Raw genomic sequence first — 12,000 nt, forward strand, 5'->3', positions numbered from 1 at the left:
TTATTCCCTACTCTTTTTTTGCAGCAGGCTCACCGCGCTCATGGCCAGGAACGCGCTGGCCCCGTTGGTGATCACGTCGCGGGTGTCGAACATGCGCTGGGGATGGAAGTGCTGGGCCACCTCGTCGGCCAGGCCCACCAAGACGCAGAAGGCGGCGGCCGCGATGAAGCGCCCCGCCCCGCCGCGCCGGCCCCCGACGGCCAGCCAGGCCAGGACGCCCAGCACGCCGTAGAGCAAGAGGTGGCTGCGCTCGATGAGGAGCGGCTGCCACCAGGCCAGGAGCCCCAAGCCCGCCAGGCACAACAGAGCGCCGATGCCCCGCCCGGCCCGCTCGGGCGGCGAGAGCTTGGCCAGCCGCCAGATGACCCAGGCCGCGAAGCCCAGGCCCCAGGCGGCCAGGAAGGCCAAAGCCCAACGGCCGCGCGAGCCCTCGAACCAGGGACCCACCGCGCGGCCGTAGTACATGCACAAAAAGATGAACCCCACCCAGGCCAGGCACAGGGCGCGGCTCAGGGCGGGGCGAAGGATAGGCAACTAGTTCGCCTCGCCGGCCTCGGCCTTGGCGCGCAGCTCGGCCACGCCCGCGGCGTAGCCCCCGGGATGCCCGAAAAGGTAGGAGCCGGAAACGAAGCAGCGGGCCCCGGCCTGGTACATGTCGCCCACCGTGCCCGCGTCGATGCCGCCGTCCACCTGGATGAGCACATTGAGCTCCATGCCCGCGATCATCTCGTTGAGCACCGCGACCTTTTCCACCATCTCGGGGATGAAGGCCTGGCCGCTGAAGCCGGGGTTCACGCTCATGACCAGCACGTAGTCCAGATGCTCCAGCACCCAGGAGATGGCCTCGGGCGGGGTGTGGGGGTTCAGGGCCACCCCGGCCTTGGCCCCCAGCTCGCGGATGCGGTTCAGCGTCCGGTTGAGGTGGGGGCAGGCCTCCACGTGCACGCAGACCCAGTCGGCCCCGGCCTTGACGAAGTCGTCGATGAAATCGTCGGGGTTGCTGATCATCAGGTGGCAGTCCAGGGGCAGCTCGGTGACCGGCCGCAGCGCCTTGACCACCGGCGGGCCGATGGTCAGGTTGGGCACGAAATGGCCGTCCATCACGTCCACGTGAATCCAGTCGGCCCCGGCGGCCTCCACGGCGGCCACCTCCTCGCCCAATCGGGCGAAGTCGCTGGAAAGGATGGAGGGTGCTATTTTGATCATGGGTCGGCTCCGTTTATTGCCGGGGAAACCCTTTTTCGAGAAAAAGGGTTTCCCCGGACCCCTTCCCAAAAAGCTTTCAGCAAAGCTTCCGCGCTGGCCCGGCTGGGAGCCGCGCGGCGCGCGGAACCTTTGCGGGGTTTAGTCTCCTCTGACCAATCGCGCCGCGAAGAAGGCGTCGGCCTGGTCCTTGGGCGGGAAGGTGCGGAAAAAGCCGTCCTTCCCTATGTGGGCCATGAGCGCCGCGCTCAGATCCCGGGGCCATTCTAGGCGCAACTCCGGACGCTGGGCAACCAGCGCCTCCACCACGCCCTGGTTCTCGGCCCGGGTGACGGTGCAGGTGCAATACAAGAGCGCGCCGCCGGGCTTGAGCAGGTCCGCCGCCTTGGAGGCCAGCTCCAGCTGGAGCCCAGCCATGCGGGCGGGGTCGTCCGGGCCGCGCCGCCAGCGCACGTCCGGCCGCCGGCCCACCACCCCCAGGCCGGTGCAGGGCGCGTCCACCAAGACGCGGTCCAACACCCCGGTGACCCCCACCAGATCGCGGGCGTCACCCTGGCGCACCTCCACGCCCTTGACTCCCAGGCGGGTCAGGTTGGCCTGGAGCGCGGTGATGCGCCCCGGGCTGGGGTCCACGGCCAACAGCCGCCCTTGGCCCGCCATCAGCGAGGCAAGGTGGCCGGTCTTGCCGCCCGCTCCGGCGCAGAGGTCGGCCACGTCCATGCCCGGCTTCACGCCCAGCAGATGGCACATGGCCTGGGCCGCCGCGTCCTGCACCGAGAAAAGGCCCTGCTTGAAGCCGGGCAGGGTGGCGGCCGGGGCGGCGGGTTTGGAGAGCATCAGGGCTTCGTGGACCAGGGTGTGAGTCTGAACCTGCTCGGCCTTGGACCCCAGGCGCTTGGCCAGCTCGGCGCGGGTGATCTTGTCCAGGTTGACCCGCAGGGTGAGCGGCGGCTGCTCCTGGTTGGAGGCCAGCCAGGCCTCCACCTGCTTGCGGGGCCACTGCTCCAGAAGCTCGCGCACCAGCCACACGGGGTGAGAGTATTCCACCGCCAGGCGGGGGGCCGGGTCCTTGCCCTCCGGCGGCAGGGGCACCTCGCGCCAACCGGCGGTGAGCTGGCGCAGCACCGCGTTGACCAGCTTGCGCCCCCGGCGGGCCGGGGTGGCCTTGGCCAGCTCCACCGCGCTATCCACCACCGCGTGGTCCGGGGTGGACATGAGGGCGGCCTCGGCCGCGCCCAGGCGCAGCACGGCCAGCACCGGACGGTCCAGCTTGGAGGGCGGCCGGTCCAGATAGGCGGAGAGAAGATGGTCCAGGTATTCGCGGTTGCGCAGCACGTTGAAGACCAGGCTGGAGGCAAAGGCGCGCTCCCGGGCCGGGACCTTGGAAAGGCGGCGGCCCATGATGGTTTCCAGATGGGCCGGGCCCTCTTCCAGGTCGCGGAGGACGTGAAAGGCTATGCGGCGCGGGTCCATCAGTTGCCCAGCCGATCGCCGGGGCCGGGGCCCGCCCCGCGCAGGAAGTCGGCGGCCGCCATGCGGCGTTTGCCCGCCGCCTGCACCTCGCCCAGGGCCAGGGCTCCGGCCCCGCAGGCCACTGCCAGCATCCCCTCGGCCCCCTCGGGCGCGGCCAGCACGGTGCCCGGCGCTTGGCCTTGGCTGCCGGGCAGGAGCGCGGTGGGCGCGAAGAGCTTGAGCGCGGCCCCGTCGATGGTGGTGTGGGCCCCGGGCCAGGGGTCCAGGCCGCGCACCCGACGGTCCAGCTCCTCGGCGGGGAGCGACCAGTCCATGAGCCCGTCGGCTTTGTTGAGCATGGGGGCCCAGGTGGCGGCCTCGTGGTCCTGGGGCTGGCGGGGGGCGGCGTCGGCCGCGACGGCCTCCAGGGTGGGCAAAAGAAGCTGCGCCCCCATCTCGGCCAGGCGTTGGGCCAGGGACCCGGCGGTCTCCTGGGCGCCCAGGGGGGTGTCCTTCTGGAAGATGATGTCGCCGGTGTCCAGGCCTTGGTCCATGTACATACTGGTCACGCCGGTTCGCTCCAGGCCGCGAATGATGGCCCAGTTGATGGGCGCGGCCCCGCGCAACTGGGGGAGCAGGCTGTAGTGGATGTTCACCGCGCCCTGGGGGGCGGCGGCGAGCACCTCGGGAGGCAGGAGCTGGCCGTAGGCCAGGACCACCAAAAGATCCGGCGCGGCCGAGGCCAAAAGCGGCAGGGCCTCGGCCACCTTTTCGGGCTGGGCCACCGCGATGCCCAGCTCATCGGCCAGGGCGGCCAGGGGCTGGCGAATGAGCTTGCGGCCCCGCCCCGCCCGGCGGTCGGGCTGGGTGAGGCACAGCACCACCTCATGGGCCGTGGCCGCCGCCCTCAGGGCCGGACAGGCGATGTCCGGGGTGCCCATGAAGGCAAGGCGCAGCCGCCTCACTCGCCGTCCCGTTTCAGCTGCTTGGCCCGGCGCTTCTTATACAAGGAGCGCTTGAGGGGGCTGATGCGGTCGATGAACAAGCGTCCCTCCAGGTGGTCCAGCTCGTGCTGGAGACAAACCGCCATGAGGCCGTCGCCCTCCACCCGCACGGGACGGCCCTCGCCGTCCAGGGCCTCCACCACCACCCGCTCGTAGCGGGTGACGTCGGCGGTGAACTCGGGCACCGAGAGGCAGCCCTCCTCGAATACCAGGGCGCCCTCGGCCTCCACGATGCGCGGGTTGACCAGCACCATGGGCTGGGGGTCCTCCTCGCGGGACGAGCAGTCGATCACCACCATGCGCAGGTCGCTGCCCACCTGGGGCGCGGCCAGGCCCACCCCCGGGGCGTCGTACATCGTCTCCAGCATATCGGCGGCCAGTTGCCGCAAATCGTCGTCCACCACCTCCACCTGGCGGCAGGCCCGGGAGAGGCAGGGGTCGGGAAAAGTCTTTATGGGTAGCAAAGCCATGTTGAAATCCCGTCAAAGTTTTCGAGCCATAAGTATAACCTGGGGCCGTGCATTAAAAAAGCTTTGGCTCGCGGGGCGCATGGGACCTAGGCTGAAAAGGAAGGATCTGAACCGGGAGGCGGCATTTTGAGCTTTTGGTCCGGCGCGCCCCGTTCCCCCGCCTTGGTCGCGGCGGGGGGCTATGAGGTGGAAATCAACTTCGGGCTGAGCCCGGAGCGCCAAGAGGAGCTGCGCCCCGAGCTAAGAACCATGCTGCACGCCGCCTTCATCGACCACCCGGATTACGATCAAGAGCACCTTCCCCAGTTTTTGGGCGCGGACCTATACCTGCGCCTGAGCCGCCAGGGCGAGCCGGCGGGCATCTTCTGCTCCGAGCTGCTGGAGGTGGGGGGCGAACCGGTGCTGCATTTGATCCTGGGCCTGAGCCCGCCGGAGCTGCACGGCGGCGGCCAGCTGCAACCCACGGCCATGGGGCTGACCCTGGAATTGACGGCCCAGGCTTTCGGCACGGCCGAGTTTTTGGTGGGCTTGCGCACCGCCAATCCCCGGGTGGTGTCCTGGCTGTGGCGCTGCCCCTGGGTGCGCTTTTATCCTCGCCGCGACTGGGGCAAGAGCGACCCCCAAGAGCAGCGGCTGCGGCGGAGCTTCTGCGATCAGGTATTTGGGGAGGACCACTGCTCCCTGGACGGGCGCACCTTCCGGGGCATCTACCCGGTGCATCCCTGGGGCGGGGCGGTGCCCTGGCACCACGACGAGCGGGTCAACGCCTTTTGCCGGGAGCACATCAGCGATCACGGCTCCGAGGCGATCCTGTTCCTGGGCCCCACCCTGCCCGCCGTGGCCGGGCTGCCCCGCCGGGCCGCCTGGCCGAAGCCTAAGGCCTAAGCGGCGCGCACCTGGTTGCGGCCCGCCTCCTTGGCCTGGTACAGGGCCTGGTCGGCCTGACTCACCAGGTCATTGGGGCTGTCCACGGAGACCTCCGGGGTAGAGGCCACCCCGGCGCTGAGGGTGATCCGTATTTCCTGCTCCCCGTCCTTGAGCGCGCTCTCGGCCAGGCGGCGGCGCAGGCGCTCGGCCACCTGCTGGCAATCGTTGCGCGAGGCCGCCGGCAGGATGGCCAGGAACTCCTCGCCGCCGTAGCGCACCAGCACGTCGCCCTCGCGCAGCACGGCGCGGGCCAGCTTGGCCAGGTGCACCAGCACCCGGTCGCCCACCAGGTGGCCATAGGTGTCGTTGACGCTCTTGAAGTGGTCCAGGTCCAGCATCACCACCCCCAGGGGCGAGTTGTCGCGCACCGCACGGCCGAACTCCTCGCTCAGGCGCGACAGGCCGAAGCGGCGGTTGTAGACCCCGGTGAGGGGGTCCAGGGCGGCCAGGCGTTGCAGCCGCTCGTGGGCCAGGGCGTTGTTGAGGGCCAGGGCCAGGGCCGAGACCAGCAGCTCCAGGCCGCGCAGGGCCTCCTCGCCGAAGGGCTCACCCCCGGCCAGCACCACCACCCCGATGGGCACCGACTTGTACATCACCGGCTCCACCAGCACCTCGCGGGGGCGGAAATCGGCCAGCACCCCGCAGATCACCAGGTCTGGCGAGATGCGCACCAGGTGGCGCTCGCCGCTGCGCAGAGCGGCGCGCACCTGGTCGCTCTGGTCCAGGCTCGTCGCATCCTTCAGGCCGTGGGAGGCGGCCACCTCGAGCTGACCGTCGCTCTCCACCAACAGGGCCCCGCCGCTGGCCTTGGTGTGGGTCATCAGCTGCCGCAGGGCGTCGCCGGTGAGGGAGTCCAGCTCCAGGCGGTTGGCCAGCAGGCGGCTGAACTCGCGCATCGCGCCCTCGCTCTGGTGGGCCGTGGCCAGGGCGGCCACCAGGTTGTTGAAGGCCTGGGCGCTCTCGCCGATCTCGTCGCTGGAGTCGATGGGGATGTAGCAGTCCTCGGGAGCGCACTCCTCCAGGCCGTCGCCGGCGGCCATGTGCTCGAGATTGCCCTCCACCACCCGCATGCGCTCGGCCAACAGCCTGAGGCGCTTGCCCACCACGTCGCGGGCCAGGGCGATGTTGGCCGCGCCCACCAGGAAGCCGGCCCCCATGCAGGCGGCGAAGAACCCGGGGGTGAGCACCAATTGGGACGGCACCCCCATGAGGACCACGAAGAAGGGGAAGGCCACGCCCATGGCCAGGCCCAGGCCGATCATCCACAGGGCGAGGTCGTTGAATACTTTTCGGGTTATGCGAAACATGGAGCGGCTCCCGGATAGAGAGAAACAAAGGGGGCAGGCCTCTGCCGAACCGCTGAAGGCTTTTAGGTCAGGTTGTTATTAGCACGCATCGGAGGAAAGGTCAGCACTTTTAGCCCTGGCTGGCCGACAAATTTCCACGATATTCTATTAATTTAGCATGAGCTGTAGGTGTTTCGGCGAGTTTTTGCCGGCGCGGCCGTCCCCGGGGAAGCGGCTTAGCCCAGGGGGAGCGTCTGCTGCAAGGCCGGGGCCGGGGGCAAAAGGATGCGGGCGATGGTCCCGCCTCCCTCTCGGTTGGCCAGCTCGATGCTGCCGCCGTGCTCCTCGATGATGCGCCGGGCCACGGGCAGGCCCAGGCCGGTGCCCCCGGACTTGGTGGTGAAGAAGGGGGTGAATATCTCTTCCAGATGGGCCGGGTCCAGGCCGGGGCCGTCGTCGCGCACCTCCAGCTTGACCCCGTTGCCGTTGGCCATGAGGGCCACCTCCACCTTGGCCCCCTCGCCCGCGGCCTGCACCGCGTTGTTGATCAGGTTGATCAAGACCTGGCTCAAGCGGTCGTTGTCGGCCATGACCCGGGGCAGCTCCTCGTCCTTGTTCAGCGACAGCTCCACCCCGGCGGCCTCCAGCTTGGGGCCCATGAGCTCGGCCACGTGCTCCACCACCTGGCTGAGGTCGCTTTCGCGCCAGTTGTACTTGGCCGGCCGCGAGAGGTCGCCCAGCTCATTGAGGATCGTCTCCAGGCGCTCCACCTCTTTGGTGATGATCTTAACCTTGTCGCGGCCCTTGCCGCTGAGGCCGTCCTCGCGCTCCAGCTGGCGGGCGAAGCCGCCGATGAGGGTGAGCGGCGAGCGTATCTCGTGGCTCACCGTGGCCACCATCTCCCCCAGGATGGCCAGGCGCTGGCTCTGCTTGACCTTCTGCTCCAGGCCCGCTTCCTTGCTCAGGTCGCGGAAGATGGCGGTCATCAGGGGGCTGCCGGCCACCTCGGCCACCGAGAAGCTGATGGAGACCGGGAAGCGGGTGCCGTCGCGGCGCTCGGCCTCCAGCTCGGCGGTGTGGCCGATCATCTTGCCCCGCCGGGTGCGCACGTAGCGCTCCACGTAGTGGCGGTGGCGCTCGCGGTGCTCCGAGGGGATTAGGGGCGAGAGATCGCCGCCCAGGATCTCGGCCCGGTCGTAGCCGAACATCTTTTCGGCCGCCGGGTTGAGGTAGATCACCTCGTGGTTCTCATTGATGGTCACCACCCCCAGCTCGGCGGTTTCCACGATGGTGCGAAACTTCTCCAGCTCCTGGGCCGCTTCGGCCAGGTGTTCGCGGCAGTTGTCATCGCCCGGGGGTAGCATGGGCCTTCCTGTGATGGGGGTGTTCTATTTTTTGTAGCAGATGGGGCCGAGCGGGGCAAGAGCTGCTGTTGGGGCGGGTTCGGAGGGCGAAAAAAGGCTTCTGGGGCCCAAAAAGGATCAGGGCCGGGTTTTAAACCGGCCCTGAGCGGGGAGGGGGAAGGCCAGGGACCTTCCTGGGAGGGAACAACCACCCTGCAACTGTCCAGTGCACCCTGTCAGGAAGGCTTGCGGAACAATCACGGGGTGGAGAGAGGGCGAGAGACATAGTCTGACAGTGCATTCTATGTTAGATGCAGCGTAGCAAGGTGGATTTTAGCGTGTCAAGGGAAAAAGACCATATATTGTGGAATTATTTTTACGACCTACCAAATATTGCCATGTCACCTCATGAATCAAGCTCATTAATTCTTTGCAAAAGCCGGGTCGACTCGCGGGTCAGTGCACTCTCGCCCCCCAACCAGAAGTGATCGCCCCCTGGGGTGAGCATCAAGGTGCTCCGTGCACCCATGGCCTGGTCAAAGGCCTTGAGCTTGGCCGTGTCGCCGTACTCGTCGGCGTCGCCGCACATGATCAAAAGCGGCCCCGCGCCCTGGGGCCAGGGGGGCAGATCGCCCAGGGTGTAGGGCGGGCTGACCCACACCCCGCCGCTCAGGCCCTCCACCCGCTCCGCGGCCCGGGCCCCGGTGAGGCAGCCGAAGGAGTAGCCCATGAGCGCCAGGGGGCCGGGCACCCGCTCCCGCAGCCAGGCCGCCGCCGCGATTACGTCCTCCTGCTCGCCCCGGCCCTCGTCGTGGCGGCCGGTGGAGCGGCCCACGCCCCGGAAGTTGACGCGCAATGCGGCCCAGCCCGCCTTTTCGGCCCCCTGCACCAGGGCCAGCACCACGTTGTTGTGCATGGAGCCGCCATACAGGGGATGGGGGTGCAGCACCAGGGCCGCGCCCCGGGGCGCATCGGGCAGGGAAAGACCGCCTTCCAGGGAGACCTGCTGGTTCACCTCGATGAATACTCGCTCTTCGCTCATGCTCTCTCCTCCCGGGGGGCGCGCCCGGCCCGATGTCGGCGCGGGCGGCCCAGGGGGCCGGGGATCATTTGGCCGGGGCCGCGCCCACACCGGAATGGGAGAAGCCGGCGCCTTCCGCCGCGCTCATGGGCTCCTGCACCGGGTGCTTGGCAAAATAATCCAGGCAGCGCTGGATGTCGTCCAACAGCTGGCAGGCCAGGTCGCGGCTGACCCCGTGGCGGATCATGGCGCGGCACACCACCAGGTCCTGGCGGTTGGCGGGCATGGAGTAGGCGGGCACCTGCCAGCCCCGGCCGCGCAGCTTGTCCGAGAGGTCGTAGAGGCTGAAGCCCGGCTCCGTGCCCGGCTTGATGCTCCAAAGCAGGGCCGGGATGCCGCCCTCGCCGTTGTAGAGCACCTGGAAGGGCCCCAGCTTCTCGATCTCCCGGCCCAAAAACACCGCCGTGTCATAGCAGGCCTGCTGCACCTTGCGGTAGCCCTCCCGGCCCAGGCGCAGGAAGTTGTAGTACTGGGCCACGATCTGGCCGCCGGGGCGGGAGAAGTTCAGGGCAAAGGTGGGAATGTTGCTGCCCAGGTAATTGACCCAGAAGATAAGGTCCTCGGGCAGCTCCTTGCGGTCGCGCCACACCGCCCAGCCCACTCCCAGGGGGGCCAGGCCGAACTTGTGGCCCGAGGCGTTGATGGATTTCACCCTGGGCAGGCGGAAGTCCCATTCCAGTTGGGGCTGGCAAAAGGGGGCCAAGAAGCCGCCGCTGGCCGCGTCCACGTGGATGGGGATGTCCCAGCCCTTGTCGGCCTGGAGTTGGTCCAAAGCCTGGCCGATGCCCTTGATGTCCTCGTACTGGCCGGTGTAGGTCACCCCCAGGGTGGAGACCACCCCGATGGTGTTCTCGTCGCAGTACTGGGCCACCACCTCGGGGGTCATGATCAGGCGCTCGCCCTCCATGGGCACCTCGCGGTGCTCCACCTCCCAGTAGCGGGTGAACTTGTGCCAGCAGATCTGCACCGGGCCGGTGACCAGGTTGGGCCGGTCCGTGGGCTTGCCCGCCGCCTTCATGCGCTCGCGCCAGCGCCACTTCAGGGCCATGCCCCCCAGCATGGCCGCCTCGCTGGAGCCGGTGGTGGAGCAACCCACCGTGTTTTCCGCCTCGGGCGAGTTCCAGAGGTCGGCCAGCATGGCCACGCAGCGGGCCTCCAGCTCGGCGGTCTGGGGATACTCGTCCTTGTCGATCATGTTCTTGTCCACGCACTCGTCCATGAGCTTGTGGATCTCCGGGTCCACCCAGGTGGAGCAGAAGGTGGCCAGGTTCTGGCGGGCGTTGCCGTCGAGCATCAGCTCGTCGTGCACCGCCTGATAGGCGCTGCGCGGGCGGTTCTCGTTGACCGGGAACTTGTACTTGGGCATGGCCACCGACAGGTCGTTGGAGGCGTAGATGTCGTCCAGCAGGTTTTCCCGGATCTTTTCCTTGGCGTGCAGAGGCATGGCGGCTCCTTTTTGGACGAAGCCCCCGGCGCGAGATGGCCGGTGGTCTCCGTGGGTCCATGAGTCATAAGGCTAGCACAAAGGCGGGGCCCTTCAAAAACGCCCCCGCGCCAAGAGGGGCGCGGGGGCGGCGAAGCAGCGGGATCGGAAGCGGCTAGACCTTGTGGAGGCGCATGTCTCCGGTCTGCATGAAGCGCTGGTGCATGTCGAACACCTTCCCCAGCAAATGGGGCTCATGGCCGCCGGTCTCGCGGCAGGCCCGCTGGTAGTAGTCCCAGAGCAGGTCGCGGTACTCGGGGTGGGCGCAGCGGGTGATCACCGCCTCGGCCACCTGGCGGGGAGTGAGGTTGCGCGTGTCCACCAGACCGTACTCGGTGATGATCACGTCCACCGAGTGCTCGGAGTGGTCCACGTGGCTGACCATGGGCACGATGGCGCTGATGGCCCCGTTCTTGGCCGTGGAGGGGGTGACCATGAAGCTTATGGCCCCGTTGCGCTCGAAGTCGCCCGAGCCGCCCACCCCGTTCATCATCTGGCTGCCCATTACGTGGGTGGAGTTGACCTGGCCGTAGATGTCGATCTCCAGGGCGGTGTTGACCGCCAGGACCCCCAGGCGGGCGATGACCTCGGGCGCGTTAGAAATCTCCACCGAGCGCAAGACGATCTTTTCCTTGTAGCGGTAGATCTCTTGGAAGAAGCGGTCGCGGGCCTTGGCGCTGAGCGTCAGGGCCGAGCCCGAGGCGGCGCGCACCTTGCCCAGGTCGATCAAATCCAGCACCGTGTCTTGCAGCACCTCGGAGTAGATGCTCACCGAGGAGAAGAAGTCGTCATCGATGAAGCCGCTGAGCACCGCGTTGGCCACGTCGCCCACCCCGGACTGCCAGGGCAGGTCCTTGGGCAGGCGGCCCTTCCTCATCTCGTGGCGCACGAAGTCCAGAAGCTGCTCGGCGATGGACAGCGACACCTCGTCGGGCTCGGAGAAGATGGCGCAGGTGTCGGCCTCCTGGCTGTAGACCACCGCCACCACCCGCTCCGGGTCCACCTCCATGAAGGGCTTGCCGATGCGGTCGCCCGCCCGGTAGATGGGGATGGGCATGCGCCAGGGCGGGTCCTCGGGCATGAAGATGTCGTGGATGCCCTCCAGCTCGGGCGGGTCCACGTTGCTCACCTCCAGGATGATCTTGTCGGCCATCTTGAGGTAGGCCGGGGTGTGGCCCACGCTGAGGGTGGGGATGAGGTTGCCCCGGCTGGTAACCGCGGCCACCTCCACCACGGCCACGTCCACCCGGCCCATGCGGCCGGCGCGCACCGCGGCCGAAAGGCCCGAGAGGTGGTCGTCCTTGAAGAGAATCTCGTTGTTGTTGATGGCCTTGCGCATGGAGCGGTCGGACATGTAGGGCCGCCGCCAGCCCACCAGGCCCGCCCGGGCCATGGCGCCGTCCACCGCGTCGCCGGTGGAAGCCCCGGCGTAGATGTTCACCTTGAGCTTCTCGCCGGCCTCGGCCCGCTTGATCAGCTCGGCGGGGATGAGCTTGGGGTATCCGGCGGTGAAGCCGGAGATGCACAGGTTGTTGCCGTCGCTTATATGGGACGCCGCCTCGGCCGGGGTGCAAATCTTGTCCCGCAGGGGGGCGTAACGTATTCGTTGTTCGGGCACGATGTCTCCATTAATCACAGATGTTTGTTCCTAATGAGTGAAGCACATTCATAATAAAAGCTAGCACAGGTTGGCCTTCCCGGCGATGGGGTGTTGCCCTCAATCGGGGCGGGGGATTGACGGCCTCGGGCCC

At 68.1% G+C, this 12,000-nt stretch carries 11 protein-coding genes; 1 reads left to right on the forward strand and 10 read right to left on the reverse strand.

What is annotated here, in order from left to right:
- From KQH53_11215 to def, 5 genes are all read right to left on the reverse strand, one after another.
- Window positions 1-534, reverse strand: coding sequence for a VanZ family protein (locus KQH53_11215; protein ID MCB2227236.1), 534 nt, complete (start codon window positions 532-534; stop codon window positions 1-3).
- Window positions 535-1,206 carry a ribulose-phosphate 3-epimerase gene (locus KQH53_11220; protein MCB2227237.1) on the reverse strand — a complete coding sequence of 224 codons (672 nt, stop codon included), beginning with the start codon at window positions 1,204-1,206 and terminating at the stop codon, window positions 535-537.
- A gap of 138 nt (window positions 1,207-1,344) precedes the next feature.
- Window positions 1,345-2,676 carry a 16S rRNA (cytosine(967)-C(5))-methyltransferase RsmB gene (gene rsmB, locus KQH53_11225; GenBank protein ID MCB2227238.1) on the reverse strand — a complete coding sequence of 444 codons (1,332 nt, stop codon included), beginning with the start codon at window positions 2,674-2,676 and terminating at the stop codon, window positions 1,345-1,347.
- Window positions 2,676-3,620: a methionyl-tRNA formyltransferase gene (gene fmt / locus KQH53_11230; protein ID MCB2227239.1), complete on the reverse strand. Its 945-nt coding sequence runs from the start codon at window positions 3,618-3,620 to the stop codon at window positions 2,676-2,678. Before fmt ends, rsmB begins: the two co-directional genes overlap by 1 nt.
- Window positions 3,617-4,129, reverse strand: coding sequence for a peptide deformylase (gene def / locus KQH53_11235; protein MCB2227240.1), 513 nt, complete (start codon window positions 4,127-4,129; stop codon window positions 3,617-3,619). Before def ends, fmt begins: the two co-directional genes overlap by 4 nt.
- A gap of 126 nt (window positions 4,130-4,255) precedes the next feature.
- Here def and KQH53_11240 point away from each other — a divergent pair, with 126 nt between their 5' ends.
- Entirely contained in the window at window positions 4,256-5,014 is a 759-nt protein-coding gene (locus KQH53_11240; protein MCB2227241.1) for a hypothetical protein, read from the forward strand.
- On the opposite strand, the gene KQH53_11245 is transcribed toward KQH53_11240, so the two are convergent.
- The 5 genes from KQH53_11245 to KQH53_11265 all read right to left on the reverse strand — a co-directional run bounded on the left by KQH53_11245 (window position 5,011) and on the right by KQH53_11265 (window position 11,867).
- Entirely contained in the window at window positions 5,011-6,363 is a 1,353-nt protein-coding gene (locus tag KQH53_11245; protein ID MCB2227242.1) for a GGDEF domain-containing protein, read from the reverse strand. The two genes, KQH53_11240 and KQH53_11245, sit on opposite strands and share 4 nt — an antisense overlap.
- A gap of 215 nt (window positions 6,364-6,578) precedes the next feature.
- Window positions 6,579-7,706 (reverse strand): PAS domain S-box protein, encoded by a 1,128-nt coding sequence (locus tag KQH53_11250; GenBank protein ID MCB2227243.1) that lies wholly within the window; start codon window positions 7,704-7,706, stop codon window positions 6,579-6,581.
- A gap of 385 nt (window positions 7,707-8,091) precedes the next feature.
- Window positions 8,092-8,727, reverse strand: a complete 636-nt coding sequence (locus tag KQH53_11255; protein ID MCB2227244.1) for an alpha/beta fold hydrolase — start codon at window positions 8,725-8,727, stop codon at window positions 8,092-8,094.
- A 64-nt stretch (window positions 8,728-8,791) separates the two neighbouring features.
- Window positions 8,792-10,210 (reverse strand): glutamate decarboxylase, encoded by a 1,419-nt coding sequence (locus tag KQH53_11260; protein ID MCB2227245.1) that lies wholly within the window; start codon window positions 10,208-10,210, stop codon window positions 8,792-8,794.
- Between the two features lie 154 nt (window positions 10,211-10,364).
- The gene (locus KQH53_11265; GenBank protein MCB2227246.1) at window positions 10,365-11,867 is read right to left on the reverse strand and encodes a succinate CoA transferase; all 1,503 of its coding nucleotides are present in this window, start codon (window positions 11,865-11,867) and stop codon (window positions 10,365-10,367) included.
- Window positions 11,868-12,000 lie beyond the last annotated feature (133 nt).

It is taken from the genome of Desulfarculaceae bacterium (genome assembly GCA_020444545.1).
Classification (GTDB): Bacteria; Desulfobacterota; Desulfarculia; order Desulfarculales; family Desulfarculaceae; genus Desulfoferula.

Excerpts from the sequence above, each read along its gene's own strand:
- def (MCB2227240.1), bottom strand. The coding sequence starts at position 4,129 with ATGGCTTTGCTACCCATAAAGACTTTTCCCGACCCCTGCCTCTCCCGG.
- KQH53_11255 (MCB2227244.1), bottom strand. The coding sequence starts at position 8,727 with ATGAGCGAAGAGCGAGTATTCATCGAGGTGAACCAGCAGGTCTCCCTG.
- KQH53_11220 (MCB2227237.1), bottom strand. The coding sequence starts at position 1,206 with ATGATCAAAATAGCACCCTCCATCCTTTCCAGCGACTTCGCCCGATTG.
- KQH53_11250 (MCB2227243.1), bottom strand. The coding sequence starts at position 7,706 with ATGCTACCCCCGGGCGATGACAACTGCCGCGAACACCTGGCCGAAGCG.
- rsmB (MCB2227238.1), bottom strand. The coding sequence starts at position 2,676 with ATGGACCCGCGCCGCATAGCCTTTCACGTCCTCCGCGACCTGGAAGAG.
- KQH53_11260 (MCB2227245.1), bottom strand. The coding sequence starts at position 10,210 with ATGCCTCTGCACGCCAAGGAAAAGATCCGGGAAAACCTGCTGGACGAC.
- KQH53_11245 (MCB2227242.1), bottom strand. The coding sequence starts at position 6,363 with ATGTTTCGCATAACCCGAAAAGTATTCAACGACCTCGCCCTGTGGATG.